21 protein-coding genes and 9 tRNA genes are annotated in these 18,134 nt (G+C 45.1%); 23 read left to right on the top strand and 7 right to left on the bottom strand.

What is annotated here, in order from left to right; genetic code table 11:
- The first annotated feature begins 147 nt into the window (after positions 1-147).
- A complete protein-coding gene (locus AB1L08_RS15070; RefSeq protein WP_413065486.1) occupies positions 148-828 on the top strand; it encodes a KinB-signaling pathway activation protein in 681 nt (226 codons plus the stop codon).
- Between the two features lie 170 nt (positions 829-998).
- On the opposite strand, the gene pdaB is transcribed toward AB1L08_RS15070, so the two are convergent.
- Positions 999-1,748, bottom strand: a complete 750-nt coding sequence (gene pdaB / locus AB1L08_RS15065; RefSeq protein ID WP_413065494.1) for a polysaccharide deacetylase family sporulation protein PdaB — start codon at positions 1,746-1,748, stop codon at positions 999-1,001.
- Between the two features lie 132 nt (positions 1,749-1,880).
- Between pdaB and AB1L08_RS15060 the strand changes: the two genes are divergently transcribed.
- The 3 genes from AB1L08_RS15060 (at position 1,881) to AB1L08_RS15050 (ending at position 2,386) form a co-directional block, all read left to right on the top strand.
- On the top strand, positions 1,881-2,111 hold the full coding sequence (locus AB1L08_RS15060; RefSeq protein ID WP_413065485.1) for a hypothetical protein: 231 nt from the start codon (positions 1,881-1,883) through the stop codon (positions 2,109-2,111).
- Between the two features lie 126 nt (positions 2,112-2,237).
- A tRNA-Asn gene (locus AB1L08_RS15055) sits at positions 2,238-2,312 on the top strand.
- A gap of 1 nt (position 2,313) precedes the next feature.
- A tRNA-Thr gene (locus AB1L08_RS15050) sits at positions 2,314-2,386 on the top strand.
- Between the two features lie 152 nt (positions 2,387-2,538).
- Here the strand turns inward: AB1L08_RS15050 and AB1L08_RS15045 are convergent.
- From AB1L08_RS15045 to AB1L08_RS15035, 3 genes are all read right to left on the bottom strand, one after another.
- On the bottom strand, positions 2,539-2,748 hold the full coding sequence (locus AB1L08_RS15045; protein WP_413065484.1) for a hypothetical protein: 210 nt from the start codon (positions 2,746-2,748) through the stop codon (positions 2,539-2,541).
- 84 nt (positions 2,749-2,832) lie between these two features.
- Positions 2,833-2,988 (bottom strand): hypothetical protein, encoded by a 156-nt coding sequence (locus tag AB1L08_RS15040; RefSeq protein WP_413065483.1) that lies wholly within the window; start codon positions 2,986-2,988, stop codon positions 2,833-2,835.
- A 506-nt stretch (positions 2,989-3,494) separates the two neighbouring features.
- Complete coding sequence (locus tag AB1L08_RS15035) at positions 3,495-3,599, bottom strand: YjcZ family sporulation protein (RefSeq protein WP_413065482.1); 105 nt, start codon at positions 3,597-3,599, stop codon at positions 3,495-3,497.
- Positions 3,600-3,926: 327 nt separating this feature from the next.
- Between AB1L08_RS15035 and AB1L08_RS15030 the strand changes: the two genes are divergently transcribed.
- From AB1L08_RS15030 to rocF, 8 genes are all read left to right on the top strand, one after another.
- A tRNA-Glu gene (locus tag AB1L08_RS15030) sits at positions 3,927-4,001 on the top strand.
- A gap of 115 nt (positions 4,002-4,116) precedes the next feature.
- Positions 4,117-4,192 (top strand) — tRNA-Val (locus tag AB1L08_RS15025).
- A gap of 16 nt (positions 4,193-4,208) precedes the next feature.
- Positions 4,209-4,284, top strand: a tRNA-Thr gene (locus AB1L08_RS15020).
- Between the two features lie 22 nt (positions 4,285-4,306).
- Positions 4,307-4,391: transfer RNA gene (locus tag AB1L08_RS15015), tRNA-Tyr, on the top strand.
- Between the two features lie 140 nt (positions 4,392-4,531).
- Positions 4,532-4,606: transfer RNA gene (locus AB1L08_RS15010), tRNA-Gln, on the top strand.
- Between the two features lie 5 nt (positions 4,607-4,611).
- Positions 4,612-4,684: transfer RNA gene (locus AB1L08_RS15005), tRNA-Lys, on the top strand.
- A 6-nt stretch (positions 4,685-4,690) separates the two neighbouring features.
- Positions 4,691-4,763: transfer RNA gene (locus AB1L08_RS15000), tRNA-Ala, on the top strand.
- Between the two features lie 217 nt (positions 4,764-4,980).
- Positions 4,981-5,874, top strand: a complete 894-nt coding sequence (gene rocF, locus AB1L08_RS14995) for an arginase (RefSeq protein ID WP_413065481.1) — start codon at positions 4,981-4,983, stop codon at positions 5,872-5,874.
- 234 nt (positions 5,875-6,108) lie between these two features.
- Here the strand turns inward: rocF and AB1L08_RS14990 are convergent, their stop codons facing one another.
- Positions 6,109-6,288, bottom strand: a complete 180-nt coding sequence (locus AB1L08_RS14990) for a Spo0E family sporulation regulatory protein-aspartic acid phosphatase (RefSeq protein WP_413065480.1) — start codon at positions 6,286-6,288, stop codon at positions 6,109-6,111.
- 167 nt (positions 6,289-6,455) lie between these two features.
- On the opposite strand from AB1L08_RS14990, the gene sigW reads away from it, so the two are divergent.
- The 8 genes from sigW to AB1L08_RS14950 all read left to right on the top strand — a co-directional run bounded on the left by sigW (position 6,456) and on the right by AB1L08_RS14950 (position 13,116).
- Positions 6,456-7,019 carry an RNA polymerase sigma factor SigW gene (sigW, locus tag AB1L08_RS14985; protein ID WP_413065479.1) on the top strand — a complete coding sequence of 188 codons (564 nt, stop codon included), beginning with the start codon at positions 6,456-6,458 and terminating at the stop codon, positions 7,017-7,019.
- Between the two features lie 18 nt (positions 7,020-7,037).
- Positions 7,038-7,658, top strand: coding sequence for a zf-HC2 domain-containing protein (locus AB1L08_RS14980; protein ID WP_413065478.1), 621 nt, complete (start codon positions 7,038-7,040; stop codon positions 7,656-7,658).
- A 166-nt stretch (positions 7,659-7,824) separates the two neighbouring features.
- Positions 7,825-8,655, top strand: a complete 831-nt coding sequence (gene cdaA, locus AB1L08_RS14975; protein ID WP_413065477.1) for a diadenylate cyclase CdaA — start codon at positions 7,825-7,827, stop codon at positions 8,653-8,655.
- Entirely contained in the window at positions 8,648-9,892 is a 1,245-nt protein-coding gene (locus AB1L08_RS14970) for a CdaR family protein (RefSeq protein WP_413065476.1), read from the top strand. The genes cdaA and AB1L08_RS14970 overlap by 8 nt, the downstream gene beginning before the upstream one ends.
- 35 nt (positions 9,893-9,927) lie before the next feature.
- The gene (gene glmM / locus AB1L08_RS14965; protein ID WP_413065475.1) at positions 9,928-11,277 is read left to right on the top strand and encodes a phosphoglucosamine mutase; all 1,350 of its coding nucleotides are present in this window, start codon (positions 9,928-9,930) and stop codon (positions 11,275-11,277) included.
- Between the two features lie 157 nt (positions 11,278-11,434).
- On the top strand, positions 11,435-11,761 hold the full coding sequence (locus AB1L08_RS14960) for a PadR family transcriptional regulator (RefSeq protein ID WP_413065474.1): 327 nt from the start codon (positions 11,435-11,437) through the stop codon (positions 11,759-11,761).
- A complete protein-coding gene (locus AB1L08_RS14955; protein WP_413065473.1) occupies positions 11,754-12,314 on the top strand; it encodes a DUF1700 domain-containing protein in 561 nt (186 codons plus the stop codon). Before AB1L08_RS14960 ends, AB1L08_RS14955 begins: the two co-directional genes overlap by 8 nt.
- Positions 12,307-13,116 carry a DUF4097 family beta strand repeat-containing protein gene (locus AB1L08_RS14950; protein ID WP_413065472.1) on the top strand — a complete coding sequence of 270 codons (810 nt, stop codon included), beginning with the start codon at positions 12,307-12,309 and terminating at the stop codon, positions 13,114-13,116. The genes AB1L08_RS14955 and AB1L08_RS14950 overlap by 8 nt, the downstream gene beginning before the upstream one ends.
- 135 nt (positions 13,117-13,251) lie before the next feature.
- Here the strand turns inward: AB1L08_RS14950 and AB1L08_RS14945 are convergent, their stop codons facing one another.
- Positions 13,252-13,524 (bottom strand): alpha/beta-type small acid-soluble spore protein, encoded by a 273-nt coding sequence (locus AB1L08_RS14945; protein ID WP_413065471.1) that lies wholly within the window; start codon positions 13,522-13,524, stop codon positions 13,252-13,254.
- Between the two features lie 43 nt (positions 13,525-13,567).
- Complete coding sequence (locus AB1L08_RS14940) at positions 13,568-14,719, bottom strand: MFS transporter (protein WP_413065470.1); 1,152 nt, start codon at positions 14,717-14,719, stop codon at positions 13,568-13,570.
- A gap of 382 nt (positions 14,720-15,101) precedes the next feature.
- Here AB1L08_RS14940 and AB1L08_RS14935 point away from each other — a divergent pair, with 382 nt between their 5' ends.
- The 3 genes from AB1L08_RS14935 to AB1L08_RS14925 are packed head-to-tail and all read left to right on the top strand — an operon-like array spanning position 15,102 to position 18,010.
- Positions 15,102-15,821, top strand: coding sequence for a (Fe-S)-binding protein (locus tag AB1L08_RS14935; protein WP_413065469.1), 720 nt, complete (start codon positions 15,102-15,104; stop codon positions 15,819-15,821).
- A gap of 18 nt (positions 15,822-15,839) precedes the next feature.
- On the top strand, positions 15,840-17,258 hold the full coding sequence (locus tag AB1L08_RS14930; RefSeq protein WP_413065468.1) for a LutB/LldF family L-lactate oxidation iron-sulfur protein: 1,419 nt from the start codon (positions 15,840-15,842) through the stop codon (positions 17,256-17,258).
- Positions 17,255-18,010 (top strand): LutC/YkgG family protein, encoded by a 756-nt coding sequence (locus AB1L08_RS14925; protein WP_413065467.1) that lies wholly within the window; start codon positions 17,255-17,257, stop codon positions 18,008-18,010. Before AB1L08_RS14930 ends, AB1L08_RS14925 begins: the two co-directional genes overlap by 4 nt.
- Positions 18,011-18,134 lie beyond the last annotated feature (124 nt).

Below are 18,134 nucleotides of genomic sequence, written 5' to 3'. Positions count from 1 at the left end.
AGGAACGCTCCTTTCCTAATATGTTCCCGATTATTTTTAATATGGGACTTTGTGAAGAATTTATGCATATTCCCCCGGGTAATGGCATTTTCAGTGAAACATTGTTAAAATCGGAATAGAACAGATTTTTCTTGGAGGAACACGATAGTGACAATCCGAAATTGGTTGCGTTTTTTCTTCACCACACTGTTTTTAGGCGGCATTATGACCGGAATTTTAGGTTTTGTTATTCGCTGGAGTGAATTTCAACCATACTTTACGCAATTGAATATTGGTGCCATTTTGTCCACATTTATTTGGCTTGTAGGTGTGGGATTTATATTTAGCGTCGTCAGCCAGGTGGGCTTTTTTGCCTATTTATTTATTCATCAATTTGGACTCGGCATTTTTCGTTCGCTTTCACTATGGAATGCGGTTCAGATTTTCTTGATCATCGTTGTCTTGTTTGATCTCGTTTATCTTCGTTTTTCATCATTTGCCGGCGAAGGAGAATCGTTGCTTCCATATATTGGATTGGCGTTATTTATATTGGCAGCCGGGCTTCTCACAGCTTATTTCAAGGCAAAAACAACAGCGAAAACGACATTTGTTTCCGCATTGTTTTTCATGGTCGTCATAACGATCCTGGAATGGCTGCCCGTTCTGGCAACTAACGAAAAAAACTGGCTGTATTTAATGATTTTCCCCCTCATTGCCTGCAACGCCTACCAGTTGTTGATCCTGCCGAAGTATAACCGTTTATCCGAAGAAGAAATAGCCCGCCGTACTTCCAAAAAACAAGAAGTACAGCCGGCGCCTCCCGGAAAGAAAAAAGCGAACCGGACGTAATGGTTTGCTTTTTTCTTGATCAAAAGATAAATTGGCAGTTCGCCAATTTAATCAAATCCCACCCCTCACTTTTAAGAAAGAACACGTTTGGGAACATACGATCCAGGAACCATCACTATTCCAGTCTTTCACGTTTGATGTGTTTATCATTGAAAAAATTTCTTTTTAAATCAAGGAATGATGGTCGTTTTTACCTTCCCGTTTGCGATCAGATGGGAAATGGTGACCATTTCGCCTTTTTCACGGATAATGGAAAGCACTTCAGGCAGGGCCTTGGCCGTTTGCACGGCTGAATCGGAAGCATGCATTAAAACAATATCGCCTTTTCTCACCTTTTTCACTTCCTTCACGATTGCGTCCACACCCGGGTTTTTCCAGTCTTGGGAATTCAAACTCCAATGGACAACGGTCAGCCCCAATTCATCTGCGATTTTCAGCGAACGCTTGTCAAAGTGGCCGGTTGGAGACCGGAGTAATTTGACTTCTTTTATATCGAGTTTTTTTAATACTTCGATGGAGCGGTTAATATCCCTCCGGATTTTTTCTTCTTCGATTTCTGTATAATCCTCGTAAGCATAGCCCAAACTTCCGATTTCAAAGCCCATTTTCTTTATTTTATCAACGAGATCCGGATGCCTTTCCGCCCATGAACCTGATAAGAAAAAGGTGGCGGATTCGACCTTTTCTTTTTCCAATATTTCCAGAATGGGTTCGGCTTGGACATCTCCCCAGCCAATATTAAAGGTCAATGCAATTCCTTTGTCGCCTTTGTAAATGGCTTTGGGACCGTCTTTTCCTGATAAAACCGGAACGTGCACGGATGCCTGCGAGAAATAAAAGAGGGCTGTAAAAAATGAAATAACGACAATAAAAAATCCTTGTTTGACCCGTTTGCCGCTTAACGTGATAAAAAAGTTCAACTTCATCATCCTCTTTCATCCATCCTTGTACAATCTATGCTCGACCGAAAGGGACGTATGCCTAAAAAATGCGTATGATCAAAATCAATTTGGATATAGCTATAAATACAAAAATGTAGACGGGGTGTAATCATGCATGGGATGCTGATCAATGATATAGAAAAAGAGGAAATCATTTATCTGCTCAAACGGGAAATGGATGAAATTTTATACGATCTCAAAAACGTTCACATTGAGCCCATTGTTAAACGGGCGATGGAAGAACGATATCGAACGTTGTTCACTCTTTTCAAGCGTGTTGCAGCCCACCAAGAATGTTTGAAATACATGTTTCCGAGGGGAAACGAGAGGCGGGGCTTGTAAAAAAGCTGTTGACAAGCCCTATTGGTCTTGCTAAAGTATATATCGTCCGCCGTAGTTTAGTTTGAGAAAAATCTCTTGAATAATATTCAAAATCCATTATAATAATAATTGTCCATTCATATATATTCCGCAGTAGCTCAGTGGTAGAGCAATCGGCTGTTAACCGATCGGTCGTAGGTTCGAATCCTACCTGCGGAGCCATGCTTCCATAGCTCAGTAGGTAGAGTGCTTCCATGGTAAGGAAGAGGTCGCCGGTTCAAGCCCGGCTGGAAGCTTACCGTTTTAGCTTTGATATAAAGCGATTCCTGGCAAGTCTGGGAGTCGTTTTTTCATTTTTCGATCCCCAAACGCCGGTTATTTTGACGGTGATTCTATTGTGCCGGCGAAAAAGCCAAAAAAATAGGCCGCTTCCGGAGAAGTCTGCCCATTAATCTTCCTTGAGAAGTTTTTTAATTACCCATTTTGCTTTCTCTATTTCTTGGTCATCATCTACTCGTTTCAGGTTATTTACAATATATTGTGGCCCCTTAAGGAAAAGGCCTGTCAGTCCAAGCCTTGAGGTTTGGTAATAATTGGATTCATTCATTTTAACGATGCAAATAAAGGATAAGTTACCTTGTCGATCAATAGCATCCATTTTTACTTTTACTTCCTGGGCTGCAAGACTTTCCTTGATGGCCTCCTCAGTAGACCCGAGCAGGTCGGATAACGACCAGGCTTTTCATTTAATTGTCAAATCGCTTCGCTTTGCCATAATAAAATCTTCTATCCAACCACGTATAAGCGCAGACGGATTGATATATTCTTCCTGGCATATTGCATGGAACTTATCTTTTAGGTCCTTTGGAATACGGATACTCATTTGTTGATTTTTCATTTTGATTACTTCCTTTCGATTTTATACATGTCTATATTTTACTAGCCTTGCCTATACATTTTCTGAACGAGCATTTTTTCGGAGTGTGTAAAATTCATGGATTACTTATTGGAAATTATTGAAAGCGGAAGTTGCAGGCTGGTCTTTCTCTCAGGTTGTTGACGGCTGAAAGACGCGAATGAAGCGGCTGGCCGGAATATTAATGCTGAAGCGGAAGCTGAAGCGGCAAATCGGGGGAAGCCTAAAAAGAATGGCCGGATTTTCCTTCGGATGATGCACCATCGAAAAACTCAATTTCAATTTTTTACCAAACCTGTTTTGGTGGTTTTAGCTGAAAGAGGTTAAAACAATACAAAGCCCGTTCTCCATTTAGTGAAGAACAGGCTTTTCTTTCCATCTTGTCAAAATAGAAGGAGTCATGTGTAAGGCCCTTGATTTCCATAGGCAGTGGATGTGTATATTTTATGAGCTGCCTGCGGCAAGGGCTTGCATGGAATGGCTTTTTATCAAAACCCAAATCCAACGTAGGCTGAACCTACGATTACTAAAAGAATAAACAAGACGACAATTAAGGCAAAACCTGCGCCATATCCTCCTGCCACTCCACTCATATGAAAGCACCTCCTTGGTGTTCTGATGTTTTATTCTATGTTTCCCAGCTTTCCAGGTGCAAACGGGTAAGCGAATATCACAAAAATGTGCTATTTCATCATTTTTTAAATAACAGAGGACAGGATAAAATTGTCATTAATCTTTCAGCAGCCATACAATAAAAAAACATTCATGAGGTCCTGAATCGAATAATAATGAGAAAAACCGGACATCAAATGTAAAGGATAAAAATATTGAAATTACATGTTGACATATTGGCAGGGGATCGTCTATACTCTTTATTGGGTCGTCAAGTACGGTCCATTTAATTTGCTTTTAAAAAAGGGGGCCCCTTGGTCAAGCGGTTAAGACACCGCCCTTTCACGGCGGTAACACGGGTTCGAATCCCGTAGGGGTCACCATTTTTATTTTTTGAAAAAGTTGGACAAAACCCATCGAAAGAGGGATACTCCAGCAAGCGGCTGAACAGGTGATAAAAGCGCCGGCGCAATGCGCCGCTCATCGTAATTTTAATAAGGAGGATTAGCTCAGCCGGGAGAGCACCTGCCTTACAAGCAGGGGGTCGGCGGTTCGATCCCGTCATCCTCCACCACCAAATTAAATGGCTGGCCGGCCTAGCTCAATTGGTAGAGCAACTGACTTGTAATCAGTAGGTTGGGGGTTCAAGTCCTCTGGCCGGCACCATTTTTTGTTTGCCCATTTTTAAGGTGGGGTAGCGAAGTGGCTAAACGCGGCGGACTGTAAATCCGCTCCCTCAGGGTTCGGCGGTTCGAATCCGTCCCCCACCACCATTTTACTTTTCCGTATAGAACGTTTTGCAACAGGGTATGATACATAATGTCTTTTTTATTCAAACTCTATCGGCTCGGGCTTTTCTGCGAGCGACCGTACCCTCCGAATTTGTAAAACGATTCGGGAATCATTGTTTCATTGGGCTATAGCCAAGCGGTAAGGCAACGGACTTTGACTCCGTGATTCGCTGGTTCGAATCCAGCTAGCCCAGCCAAATAAGAGCCATTAGCTCAGCCGGTAGAGCATCTGACTTTTAATCAGAGGGTCGCAGGTTCGATTCCTGCATGGCTCACTTGATGGGGCCTTAGCTCAGCTGGGAGAGCGCCTGCTTTGCACGCAGGAGGTCAGCGGTTCGATCCCGCTAGGCTCCATATATAAATCTTGTTTAACCCGGAAGGCTGCTATCGGCTTTGCGGGTTTTGTTATGCCTGTAATCATAACGCCCCTTCTTGCTTCCGTCTTTCGGAAGATACATAAACCCCCATCCCGGAAGAACTGTATATATATGCATGACCTTGCTAAGTTGAGTCATGTTCATTACAGTTGGTACAATAATTCCATGTTTGTTAATACAAGGGGGAGAATTGAATGAACAAGAATATATCAATAATTGGCGTTCCCATGGATCTTGGCCAGACGAGGCGCGGGGTTGATATGGGGCCAAGCGCCATCAGATATGCAGATATCATTGCGCGTTTGGAGCACCTGAATATGAATGTCGAAGACTTGGGGGACATTCAAATAGAACGTGTCATTGAAGAACAAACCGGAAAGTTAAGAAATTTGCGGGCGGTTACTTTTGCCACAACGCGCCTTTCCCAAGTGGTTGACTCCGTAGTGGAGAAGGGGCATTTTCCGCTTGTTCTTGGCGGGGATCACAGCATTGCAATCGGAACGCTTGCTGGAGTTTCCAAACATTACGAGAATCTGGGAGTGATTTGGTTCGATGCACACGGCGACTTAAATCCGGTTGAGAAGTCCCCGACGGGAAATATTCATGGTATGCCGCTCGCAGTAAGCCTTGGCATCGGGCATCCGGATTTAACGCGGGTAGGAGATTACAGCCCGAAGGTGAAACCGGAAAATGTTATCATTATCGGAGCCAGGGATTTGGATCCCGGAGAAAGGGATTTAATAAAAGAACATTCCATCAAAGTGTACACGATGCATGAAATTGACCGGCTCGGAATGGCGGGAGTGATGGAAGATGCGATTCACTACCTGAAAGGGCAGACGGATGGTGTTCATCTTTCGCTCGATTTGGATGCACTTGACCCGCATGATGCACCGGGGGTAGGCACCCCGGTATTGGGCGGGATCACTTACAGGGAAAGCCACTTGGCAATGGAAATGCTGGCTGAGGCTGAAATCATTTCATCCGCTGAATTTGTTGAAGTAAACCCCATTTTGGATGAAAAAAATAAAACAGCCAAAGTGGCTGTTGCGTTGATTGGATCATTATTCGGTGAAAAATTGCTTTAAAGAGGTTGTTCAAAAAGACGCCAAATGATAAGCGGCGAATCTCTTCGTTGGCTCGTTTCCGGCTGCTCTCATTTAAAAGCAACATTCCGCTGCTCAAAACGATCCGCCTCGACCTTCTTGTGGCGTACACGAAGCGCGAGTGCCGACGTTGCCACAGGATCTGGCGCCTTTAGCCGGCCTTCTGATTTGTCAACTTTTTGAACACGGTACTAGAAAATGCGGGCGGCAGATCTGTCAGAAACTGCTGCGCGCTTGTTTTTTTGCCAGCAGCTCATATTGATTTAATAGTTTGTCCAGATGGGTACTTAATTGTACGACACTTTCATCGACGAAAGATTGGGCCAGGCCGAGTTCGATCATTTCTATGCGTTTTTGTTCAATTTGTTTAAGTATGTTTTCTACTTCTTTAGCCATTATAATCCCTCACTATTTTGTCTTACGTATCTTTATCCGAATTTGCCATAAATAAACCTTTATTCCCACTAATATTTGTTAATATAGAATAAGGACGAAAATGTGAAACCTTTTGATGAAATTCACGTATAAAGAGAGTACCGCGCTGGCGGGAGGTTGTAGAAGGAATGGATAAGTTGGTGAACCAGAGAATCAAGCAAATAATAAAGGGCGACCATGAAGCATTCGGAGAGATCGTGGAAATATACAAAGATAAAATATTTTCCCTATGCTTCAGAATGCTTGGAAACCGGCACGAAGCCGAAGACATTGCGCAAGAGGCTTTCATTCGGGCCTACACGAATATAGAAAGCTTTCAGCAAAACCGGAAGTTTTCAACATGGTTGTACAGAATCGCCACTAATCTTTGTATTGACAGAATCAGAAAGAAAAAACCAGACTATTTTCTTGATGCAGAAATTGCAGGAACGGAGGGCCTGACCTTGTATTCGCAATTGCCATCCTCGGGCAAAACGCCTGATGCGGAGGTCGAAACGTTGGAAATTCAAGAAATTGTGCAAAGGGAAATTATGCGATTGCCTGATAAGTACAGGTCGGTGATTGTTTTACGATATATGGATGATCTTTCATTAAATGAAATCGCAGAAGTACTTGAAATTCCGCTTGGCACTGTAAAAACAAGAATCCACCGCGGGCGGGAAGCGCTTCGAAAACAACTGCACAATATGTAGGAAAGGTGAGAAGGTAAATTGAAGGCTTGTCCAGAGGAAATCATTCTCTATATGCATCAATATTTGGATGGAGACTTGAATCGAGAAGATGAGCAAACCCTGAAGGTGCATTTACAGACGTGTCCGGCCTGCCAATCATACTTCCAAGAGCTAAATCGGACAGAAGCGCTCGTCAAGAGTGCCTCGCTTATTGCTGCACCAAATAACTTTACAAATCAAGTAATGGCCCGCCTTCCGAAGGAAAAAAGCAGAATAGGCATTCAGCGCTGGTTCAGAAATCACCCAATGCTGATCGCTGTTTCTTTATTCCTTGTATTAATGGCAGGCAGCATGGTAAATATGTGGAATGACGACCAAAAATTCTCTTATACAAAGCAGCCGAAATTGATCGTTGAAAACGATACGGTAATCGTTCCAAAAGGAGAAGTCGTCAAAGGTGATGTCATTGTCAAAAATGGCAATATCAAAATAGAAGGTAAAGTGGACGGGAATGTTACAGTGATTAACGGCGAGCAATACTTGGCTTCGGCGGGCGCCGTTACAGGAGACATTGAAGAAATAGATGAAATGTTTGAATGGATTTGGTATAAGATGAAAGAAAGTGGCAAACTGATCGTTGATTTTATTGAAGAAAAATAACGAGGCTGCTGCTGCAGCTTCTTTTCTTTTTTGTGCCGCGATACTTGGGCTGTCCCTCAAAACGTACCAGCCGCTTTCGGATTATGTTATAATATAAAGGTTCTTTGTTTGTTTAAAACAACATGGCAAGTGGCAAACCGTTGAAAAAATAGATGGAGGAAAGAATATGCCGTTTGAAGACCTTTCGATCATGGACTATTTGTCCCGCATAGTGGATATTTTCCTCGTTTGGTACGTTATTTACAAGCTGATTATGGTCATACGCGGCACAAAAGCGGTTCAGCTTTTAAAAGGAATATTTGTGATTTTGATTGCCCGGTTTCTGAGCGATTTTTTCCAATTACATACACTGAGCTGGATTTTGGAAAATGCAATTACCTGGGGTTTTCTCGCGATTATTATCATCTTTCAGCCTGAACTCAGGCGCGCGCTGGAACAGTTGGGCCGCGGGAAAATATTTGCAAGAACCGGGATACAGGAGGAAGAGGAACAAAAACATAAAGTTGAGGCCATTACGGAAGCTGTCAGGTATATGGCCAAGCGGAGAATCGGCGCTCTTATTTCCATTGAGAGAGAGACGGGGATGGGAGATTACATTGAAACCGGTATCCCATTGAATTCCACACTTACTTCCCAATTGTTAATCAATATCTTTATACCGAATACGCCGCTTCATGACGGGGCAGTCATCATACAGAAGAACCAGATTACCGCCGCGGCATGTTATTTGCCGCTTTCCGAAAGTCCCTTCATTTCCAAGGACCTTGGAACACGGCACCGGGCAGCCGTTGGCATTAGTGAGGTGACGGATGCTTTGACAATCGTTGTATCGGAGGAAACGGGAAATATATCCGTTACCCAGCACGGAGAACTGAACCATGATTTATCACCGGACGAATTCAAACAACTGTTGGAAAAAGAATTGGTTACCGGCACCAAGGTAAAACAAACTTCCTCCTCATTATGGAAAAGAAAGGGGAAGAGAGAACATGGATAAATTCATGGATAACCCCTGGTTCGTAAGAATTATTGCAATGACCCTTGCCATGCTTCTGTTTTTTTCAGTCAATGATATGGGGAAAAATAATAACGATTCAAGACCAAATGGAATGGAAAGCAATGAGGTGGAAACGATTGCCGATGTACCTGTCGAAGTTTACTATGACTCGGAAAATTTGGTCGTGACAGGGATTCCGAACACGGTAGACGTGAAAATTGAGGGCCAGAGAAGATTTGTCGAGGCTGCCAAACGGCAGAGGGACTTTACAGTCTTTGTCGATCTGAGCGATGTCAGTATCGGTGACCATCGTGTCCCGATTTTATATAAAGATTTTTCCGATAAGCTGAAAGTGAAAATAGAACCCACTTATGTTGAAGTTTCAATTCAGGAGAAGGTGACTGAAGAATTTAACGTAGAGGCAGAATTTAATAACAATATTCTTGCGGATGGCTTTGAAGCGGACCTTCCGAGCGTCGAGCCGAAAACGGTCCAAATTACGGGGGGTAAGGAAACGATTGAAAAAATATGGTATGTCAAAGCCTCCATCGATGCAAAAGGCCTCATTACAAACACGATCAAGCGGGATGCGAGGGTAACAGTCCTGGACCGTGATTTGAACAAGCTCGATGTTTACGTTGATCCGGAATATGTAATGGTGACGGTTCCGGTGAACAACCCGAGAAAAACAGTTCCATTAAAAATCAAGCAGGTCGGCTCACCGCCAAGCAACACGATTATCAAACGGATTGAAACAGAAATCGATGAGGTCATGGTGTTTGGGCGAACCGATATTTTGGAGCCAATGAAGGAATTTGAGTTGGAAGTGGATGTCAGCAAGATTGACAAAACGACCGAACTGGACATCCCCTTTAAGTACCCGGCAGGCATTAATAAAATCACACCCGAAAAGGTAACGGTCAAAATCATTGCCGAAAAGAAAAATGAGGAAACAAGCCTGGATAAAATTCCGATTGAAAGCAAAGGCTTGTCCGAAGGGCTTGATATGGAATTTTTATCGCCTGCTGAAGGAGCAGTATCCATTAAAATTGAAGGCAACAAAAAAGATTTGGAAAAAGCGGTTGAAAAAAAAGATTTTGAAGTGTTCATGGACATGGCAGGCCTGAAAGCAGGAGACCATGAGGTCGATTTGCAAGTAAAAGGACCCCAAAACGTCAAGTGGCAGCTATCTACAGTTAAAGCAAAAGTCCGACTGAAAGAAAAAGAAAATGTTTAAGTAAACATTGGTGAAAGAAGGAGCGAGGAAATCATATGGGTAAATATTTTGGGACGGATGGAGTAAGAGGCGTGGCGAATTCGGAGCTTACCCCCGAGCTGGCGTTTAAGCTGGGCCGTTTTGGCGGCTATGTGCTGTCAAAGAATGCTGAACAGCCAAAAGTCTTAATTGGACGCGATACCCGGATATCCGGGCACATGCTGGAAGGGGCCCTTGTAGCGGGGCTTTTGTCGATCGGGGCAGAGGTTATGCGTCTTGGTGTCATTTCGACGCCGGGGGTCGCCTATTTGACAAAAGCACTGGGAGCCCAAGCAGGTGTCATGATTTCAGCTTCCCATAATCCTGTTCCGGATAATGGCATAAAATTTTTCGGTTCGGATGGATTCAAGCTATCTGATGAACAAGAAGCAAGGATTGAGGAACTTCTCGATATGGAAGGGGATCAATTGCCGCGCCCGACCGGAGCAGATCTCGGCTATGTAAACGATTATTTTGAGGGCGGCCAAAAATATTTGCAATTTCTGAAACAAACGGTGGATGAGGACTTTTCCGGGATCCATGTGGCACTTGATTGCGCACATGGGGCAACATCTGCGCTGGCAACCCATTTATTTGCCGACCTTGACGCGGATACATCCACGATGGGTTCATCACCAAACGGACTAAACATTAACGAAGGGGTTGGATCGACCCATCCGGAGGCCTTGGCTGCTTTTGTAAAGGAAAAAGGCGCAGATCTTGGCCTTGCCTTTGACGGGGATGGCGACCGCCTCATTGCCATTGATGAAAATGGCCACATTATAGACGGCGACCAAATTATGTACATATGCGCCAAGCATATGAAAAGTGAAGGGCGTTTGAAGAAAAACACCGTAGTTTCCACCGTAATGAGCAACCTCGGCTTTTACAAAGCCTTGGAAGCCGAAGGGATGCAAAGCATCCAAACGGCTGTGGGCGACCGCTATGTAGTGGAAGAAATGAAAAAGAACGACTACAACCTGGGCGGGGAACAGTCGGGGCATATCGTTTTCCTTGATTATAATACAACGGGCGACGGGCTTTTAACCGGCCTTCAGCTTGTCAATATTATGAAGCTTGAAGGAAAAACGTTGTCGGAACTCGCCAAAGATATGAAGAAATATCCGCAAAAACTGGTGAACGTCAGGGTGAACGATAAACATCATGTGACCGATAATGAAAAAGTAAAGGAAGTCATCAGGGAAGTGGAAGGCGACATGAATGGCAACGGCCGGGTTCTTGTCCGCCCGTCCGGTACAGAGCCGCTTGTCAGGGTAATGGTCGAGGCGGCTACTGAACAGGACTGCGAACGATACGTTGGCCGCATCACACAAGTAGTAAAAGAAGAAATGGGATTGGATCAATAACCAAAGAAGGAATGGGAGCCAAACGGGTTGGCTCCCATTCTTTGTTATTTAGTACCTTTCAATGTATAATACTATATGATATATTTTACTAAGGAGTATTTTTTAAAAAGGTACCATACATTATGCAATAGTGCTCATAAAAGATGAGGTGACAAAGATGAATGTCCAATTCAAAAAGGGCGTTTTGGAACTTTGTGTCCTGGCCCTGCTTGCTAAACAAGACCGGTACGGATATGAACTTGTGCAAAAGATATCTGATCAAATCGCGATTTCCGAAGGATCCGTTTATCCATTGCTGAGACGACTGACAAAGGATGGCTGCTTTACAACCTATCTGAAGGAATCGACAGAAGGTCCATCCAGAAAGTATTATAAGCTGACTGAGAACGGCAGGGAGTATCTCCGGAAGCTGCTTAATGAGTGGAATGAGTTTACGGAGGGAGTCAACCAATTAATAAAAGAAGGTGTTGGTGAAAATGACTAGAGGCGAATTTTTGAAATTACTTGATTCATCTTTGAAGAAACTCCCGGAGGAGGAACGCCTGGATATCATTCAAGATTTTGAAGAATATTTTGATGCCGGAATGATGGAGGGCAAGGCGGAAGAGGAAATTTCAGCATCACTGGGCTCACCCCGCCAAATAGCCAAAGAATTGCTTGCTTCGTATCATTTGGGAAAAGTTGAAACCACGGCAACGGCAGGGAATATCATGCGTGCAGTATGGGCCGTCATCGGGTTGGGATTCTTTAATTTGGTGATTGTACTTGGCCCATTCATCGCGGTCGCAGGTCTTGTTTTTGCCGGGTGGACAACCGGGGCGGCATTTGTTTTATCTCCGGTATTGGTACTGATAAATACAGTCATTTTTCCCGATACGTTCGTGCTGTTTGATTTATTTTTATCTTTGGCACTGGCGGGGATCGGCATTTTTATCATTATTGGCATGTATTTTGCTACAAAAGCCATCATAAACGGTTTTATTCGCTACCTGAATTTTAATATGAGGCTTGTAAAAGGGGGGTTAAAGGATGATTAATATAAAAAAATGGTCTATCGTTGCTAGTCTGCTTTTGGTGATCGGGGTCGTTGGCAGCGTATTGACATTTAAATCCATGCTGCAAACAGCAGATGTTTTCGAAAAAGAAGTGATGACCGCGGAAAAAATATCTCATATACAAGTGAATGTTGACCAAGCCGAGGTGGACATTGTGCCCGTGAAGAATACGGAAGAAATAACCGTTGAACTGACGGGTGAAGCGGCCAAATATAGAAAATATAAATTTGAAGCAAAAGCTGAAGGCAATTCAGTGATGATCCAACTAAAAGAGAGACAGAGAAAACTGTTTCATGTTCACTTTTTTAACGAAGGCCGCCTCTCTCTTAAAATAACCGTACCGGAAAAAGAATATGATGCCATGACGGTCAAGGTGTTGAATGGCCGTATCCAAGCCAGCGGATTAAACGTCAGAACAGGTACGGTTCAAACAGTGAATGGAAGAATACACTTAAGTGATATTCAAAGTAACAATATAAAAGCAAAGTCCGAGAATGGAGAAATTCATTTGAATGAAGTAGCTGGAAAGTTAACGGGAACAGTCACGAATGGCCACATTTCCATGGTTACAAATAACTTGGAACGCCCTGTCGACTTGAAAACCGTAAATGGGAGGATCACGATTGAAACGGATCATGAACCGGATCATGTTACTTTTGATGTAAGTGTCGTAAATGGCAGGGCTGAAATTTTTGGAAGAAAATTTAAAGATGCCATGATCGGAAATGGAAAACACCTTGTAAGGCTGGAAACGATAAACGGGAATATTAACGTGCATAAATAAGCCGGACCGCTATTCCGGAGATCGGGGCAGCGGTTCTTGTTTAAAGCTAAGCGTATCACACTTAGACCAATCCGGCTTCTGACCTCTGACTTCCCAAGAAAGAACGCGTTAGCGTTCTTTCTTTCGGTTTTTTATTCATTTACGTTTCATTTGCTCCTGGGCCAGCTTGATCATTTCCTTTACCATGTTCCCGCCGATTGGGCCTCCGATTTTTCCGGCTTGTTCTGCTGTTAATTTTCCGTTATAGCCTTTTTTCAGCGGAATGCCCTGTTCTTCGGCGACTTCATATTTCACATTGTCAGGATGATCCATGTCAACCGGATAGCCTTTTTCCTTCATAACACGGGCTTTCATCTTGTCTAATGCGTCCCGCGCTTCGGGCACGAGAATTTTATTTTTTCTTGCCATTTTTCCTCCTCCTTTGTGAATAGCATTCCCAAAGGAGAAAAGTTCACGCGGATTTGTGCGTTTTTATCGGATCTTCCAGGACCAACAGAAGAAAGGCTGTCAGAATAAGGAGAAATCCCGTAAATAAAAAACCGCCGTTCGCTGTAAGCCGAAAAAGTCCCGTAACGCCCGACCCGGCCACAACGCCGATGGAGAAAAATGCATAAAAGTACCCGTAAGCTTTTCCGCGGTTTTCATCTGTTGTTGATTCAATGAGCAGCGAATTGATAGACGGAAATAAAAGTGCAAAACCTGTTCCATATAATGCCATAAGGACATACAGGATTGAAAGATCCCCGCTCACACTAATGAGAAGAAGGCTCGCTCCCATGATGGACATCCCCAAAACAAGTGAGCGGATTGGCCTGATCCTGTCGAACAGCCGGTTGGTAGGCAAAATGAAGATAAGGACTGCGACAACCCCAAAAGTACTTAGAAGCATTCCGCCCGTTTTTGTATCACTTCCGAGCTCCGCCACCTTCAATGGAAGCATATAAGCCAGCACACCTTGTGAAAACATGAGAAAAAAAGCTCCCGAAAAGGCCTTCACAACAGAGATATTCTGAAACAGCCGGCGAACAGGCCGTTCCATCTTTTTTATTGCGGACTGAGGCGCAATATTGGCAGACCTTAAGGAAAAGAAGGCCAAAACCCCCAAAAGCAGCATACAGGCGGAGGTAACATTGAAAACAGCCACTTCGCTTGTCCGGCTTGCCAAAATGCCGCTGAATGCCGGTCCGATGATTGCGGCAAGCCCGACAAACGCCCCTGAAATAGCTGCCCCCTTGCCTTTTTTGTCTTCTTTGGCCGTATTGGCCATAAACGTAAAGGCTGCAGGGGCGATTATTCCCGCTGTAAATCCGTGAATAAGGCGGACAAGGATCAGTATGTACGCATTTGTCGCCAGGTGGTAAAGCAGCAATCCGCCGCTTGTTAAAAGGAGGCCTGCCAATAAAAGCCGAAAAGGGCCCTTTTTATCAGTCAAAAACCCTGACGCGACATTGCCGATCATGTTGGAAAAAGAATACATGCCAACTGCCAGCCCTGTGAGAAAAGGCGTCGCACCAAGTGAACCGGCAAGAGGGGTAATGATCGGAAGTTGTGTAAATAAATCAAAAAAAGAAAAAAAGATAATGATATATACGATTGCGCGCATGTCGTCCTAACTCCCCGGAAAATGTTGTTTAACACCTATTCTCTCGTGTTTACTGCAATTAGGCAAAAGTTACGCTTGGAGTTCTTGATCGATAGGACCATGCCCCGTGGAATTATTTTCTGAGGGAATGCCAAGTGACAGTTTGTTGCCGAGTGCTATAATAGGTTTAAAGATTTTTCTTTCAGCTCGAAAATCCATTGGACGATTTGCTTCTATGTATGGGGCTCTCATGATGACGAGCACTATATTGGAGTTGAAGCCCCGAAAAATTTTTCCGGGGCTTTCTCCTGATGACTCGGGATGCTCATCTCACTTAAAAGGATCGCTGTGCTTTGTGACCATTGATGCCTTGAGAATGATTGATGAAATGGAGGGATAAAAGTTGAAAGTTTCACTTTTTATCACGTGTTTGGCAGATGTTTTTTACCCGGAAGTGGGGATGGATGCCGTCGAAGTCCTTGAACGTGCCGGCTGCGAAGTCGATTTTCCGGAAAGGCAGACATGCTGCGGCCAGCCGGCTTATAGCACCGGGTACCTCGAGGATGCCAAAGAGGCGATGAAACAGATGATGAATGTGTTTGCCGATTCGGAGTATGTTGTAACGCCATCCGGATCCTGCGCATACATGCTCAAGGAATACCCCGAGTTTTTTAAGGGGGATGGCGAATGGGAAGAAAAAGCAGAAGACCTGGCGAATAAAACATATGAATTCAGTCAATTTCTCGTCGAAGTGCTTGAGATGGAAGATGTAGGGGCAAAGCTGAACGCACGCGCCACATACCATACATCATGCCATATGACCCGGCTTCTCGGTGTCAAAGAGGCTCCTATGACGCTTTTAAAAAATGTCGAAGGCCTGGATTTGCAGCCACTTCCAAGAAGCCAGGACTGCTGCGGGTTTGGCGGAACTTTTTCCGTAAAAATGGGTGACATCTCATCCGCGATGGCAGAGGAAAAGGTAGAGCACATTAAAGAAACGGGAGCGGAAGTGTTAATCGGCGGCGATTGCGGCTGTCTGATGAATATCGGTGGACGGATCAAGCGGGAAGGACTTCCAATCAAAGTGATGCACCTGGCTGAAGTGTTAAATAAAAGAAAATAGGAGAAAGGGGAGAGGAAGATGGGAATCAGAATCGGCAGTGCGGCATTTGATGAACGGACCGATGAGGCGCTGCAGGATCCGGATGTTCAAAGAGCTGTTCCTCCCGCTCAGGAACGTCTGCAATCCGTTCGGCTGAACGCTGTTGCCGAACTGGATGACTGGGAACAATGGCGCGAACTTGGCGAAAAAATTCGCTCGCACACGATTGAAAACCTCGATTATTATTTGCATGAATTGAGCGAGAATGTCGTAAAGCGGGGAGGGCACGTCTTTTTCGCCGAAACAGCGGAAGAAGCAAATCATTATATTGAAGACATTGTCCGTAAAAAAGAAGCGAAGAAAATCGTCAAATCGAAATCAATGGTAACGGAAGAAATCGGCTTGAACCCTGTCTTGGAAAAGGCCGGCTGCGAAGTTGTCGAGACGGATCTCGGGGAGTACATTATTCAATTGGACAATGACCATCCTTCTCATTTTATCGGCCCTGCCCTTCATAAAACAAAGGAGCAGGTCCGGGATATTTTTTCGGAAAAACGGGGCTATGATGGGTCTGAAAAACCGGAAGAGCTGACCCGGTTTGCCCGCGAACAGCTTCGGAAGGAGTTTTTATCAGCTGATATCGGCATTACCGGCTGCAACTTTGCGATTGCAAACTCGGGTACGGTCGGCATCGTGACGAATGAGGGCAATGCGCGGATGTCTACGACGATACCGAAAACGCAAATTACTGTCATGGGAATGGAACGGCTCGTGCCGACGTGGGAAGATTTCGAAGTGATGGTTTCCTTGCTGTGCCGCAGCGCTGTTGGACAAAAGCTCTCCACATATGTAACGGCTTTGAGCGGTCCGAAGATGGAAGGAGAAGCAGACGGACCGGAGGAGTTTCATTTGGTGATCGTAGACAACGGGCGTTCACGGATTCTCGGTACGGAGTTTCAATCAGCCCTCCATTGCATTCGGTGTGCTGCATGCGTCAATGTCTGTCCTGTATATCGCCATATTGGCGGCCATGCGTACGGTTCCATTTATCAGGGGCCAATCGGTGCGGTGTTAACCCCGCTTTTGGCCGGCTACGACGAGTACAAGGAGCTCCCTTATGCTTCATCTTTGTGTGCCGCTTGTACGGAAGTTTGCCCGGTGCGCATCCCGCTGCACGAGCTCCTTTATAAACACCGGCAGCGAATTGTTCAAGAGGAAGGACTTGCTCCCGCTGGTGAAAAAATGGCCATGAAGACGTTTAGGACGGTCACTTCCTCAAGCAGGCTTTATAAAATGAGCACCAAGTCTGTAACTGTCTTCCGCGGCATGTTTTCAGGCATGTCGAAAAAAGGGCCGAAGCCGATCCGGGGCTGGACGCAATCGCGTGACCTTCCTTCAGTGGGGAAAAAGAGGTTCCGGGATTTGTACAAAGAACGGAAAAGGGGGACGGGCGAATGACAGATCGAGCTGAATTTGGCTCCTTTCATAAGAGTCCGGGGACTGAACGGGGCAAAGTTCATAACCGCGATGGTTTTCTCGAGCGTTTGACAGGTCAGCTTGGCAGGGGCCGTGTCACGGAAAAACCAGTTCGTCCTGACTGGGGGCTGACGCCGCAATGGGACGTTTTTTCCGGACTTTCGCAAGATGAGCTTGTTGAAATATTGAAGGCCCAATGCCTTCTTGTTCATACCGAAGTAATTGAAACGGATCGAGCGGGGCTCGGGGCTGCTTTAAAAGAAGCCATCGACCGCAATGACGGAAAATCCGTCATTGCTTGGGACGATCCCCGGTTTACCGAATTTGGATTAGATGGAGTGTTGGATTCGGAAGATTACGATCTTTTTACATGGGACTCCGGGAACAGAGAGCAGAGCATCACCGCGGCTGAGCAGGCTGACGTCGGCATCACGTTCAGCGACATCACTTTGGCGGAATCCGCAACCGTCGTTTTGTTTTCGAGTCAGGGCAAAGGCCGCTCCGTAAGCCTCCTGCCCAAAAACTACATTGCGGTCATTCCGAAAAGTACCATCGTTCCGCGGATCACCCAGGCCGCGGCTGAGATTGACAGGCGGATCGCGGCCGGAGAAACCGTCGCTTCCTGCGTCAACTTCATTTCGGGACCGAGCAACTCCGCCGACATCGAAATGAGCCTCGTTGTCGGTGTGCACGGCCCTGTTAAAGCGACTTATATGATTGTTGGGGATGCATAGGCGGGGAGGTATTGGAGCGTGCAGAGCCTTAGGCTCTGTCACGCTCCAATACCCGCGGATACCGAAAAATACCCGCGGATACCGAAAAATACCCGCGGATACCGAAAAATACCCGCGGATACCG

Source organism: Siminovitchia jepli (assembly GCF_047228825.1).
In the GTDB taxonomy this organism is placed as follows: domain Bacteria; phylum Bacillota; class Bacilli; order Bacillales; family Bacillaceae_C; genus Siminovitchia.
This window is presented reverse-complemented; position numbering and strand designations above follow the sequence as displayed.

Excerpts from the sequence above, each read along its gene's own strand:
- AB1L08_RS14990 (WP_413065480.1), bottom strand. The coding sequence starts at position 6,288 with ATGGCTAAAGAAGTAGAAAACATACTTAAACAAATTGAACAAAAACGC.
- AB1L08_RS14930 (WP_413065468.1), top strand. The coding sequence starts at position 15,840 with ATGGGAATCAGAATCGGCAGTGCGGCATTTGATGAACGGACCGATGAG.
- AB1L08_RS14925 (WP_413065467.1), top strand. The coding sequence starts at position 17,255 with ATGACAGATCGAGCTGAATTTGGCTCCTTTCATAAGAGTCCGGGGACT.
- AB1L08_RS14960 (WP_413065474.1), top strand. The coding sequence starts at position 11,435 with ATGAATGTCCAATTCAAAAAGGGCGTTTTGGAACTTTGTGTCCTGGCC.
- sigW (WP_413065479.1), top strand. The coding sequence starts at position 6,456 with ATGGATAAGTTGGTGAACCAGAGAATCAAGCAAATAATAAAGGGCGAC.
- glmM (WP_413065475.1), top strand. The coding sequence starts at position 9,928 with ATGGGTAAATATTTTGGGACGGATGGAGTAAGAGGCGTGGCGAATTCG.
- cdaA (WP_413065477.1), top strand. The coding sequence starts at position 7,825 with ATGCCGTTTGAAGACCTTTCGATCATGGACTATTTGTCCCGCATAGTG.
- AB1L08_RS14945 (WP_413065471.1), bottom strand. The coding sequence starts at position 13,524 with ATGGCAAGAAAAAATAAAATTCTCGTGCCCGAAGCGCGGGACGCATTA.
- AB1L08_RS14940 (WP_413065470.1), bottom strand. The coding sequence starts at position 14,719 with ATGCGCGCAATCGTATATATCATTATCTTTTTTTCTTTTTTTGATTTA.
- AB1L08_RS15035 (WP_413065482.1), bottom strand. The coding sequence starts at position 3,599 with ATGAGTGGAGTGGCAGGAGGATATGGCGCAGGTTTTGCCTTAATTGTC.
- AB1L08_RS15045 (WP_413065484.1), bottom strand. The coding sequence starts at position 2,748 with ATGGATGCTATTGATCGACAAGGTAACTTATCCTTTATTTGCATCGTT.
- AB1L08_RS14970 (WP_413065476.1), top strand. The coding sequence starts at position 8,648 with ATGGATAAATTCATGGATAACCCCTGGTTCGTAAGAATTATTGCAATG.
- AB1L08_RS15040 (WP_413065483.1), bottom strand. The coding sequence starts at position 2,988 with ATGAAAAATCAACAAATGAGTATCCGTATTCCAAAGGACCTAAAAGAT.
- AB1L08_RS15060 (WP_413065485.1), top strand. The coding sequence starts at position 1,881 with ATGCATGGGATGCTGATCAATGATATAGAAAAAGAGGAAATCATTTAT.
- AB1L08_RS14955 (WP_413065473.1), top strand. The coding sequence starts at position 11,754 with ATGACTAGAGGCGAATTTTTGAAATTACTTGATTCATCTTTGAAGAAA.
- AB1L08_RS14950 (WP_413065472.1), top strand. The coding sequence starts at position 12,307 with ATGATTAATATAAAAAAATGGTCTATCGTTGCTAGTCTGCTTTTGGTG.
- rocF (WP_413065481.1), top strand. The coding sequence starts at position 4,981 with ATGAACAAGAATATATCAATAATTGGCGTTCCCATGGATCTTGGCCAG.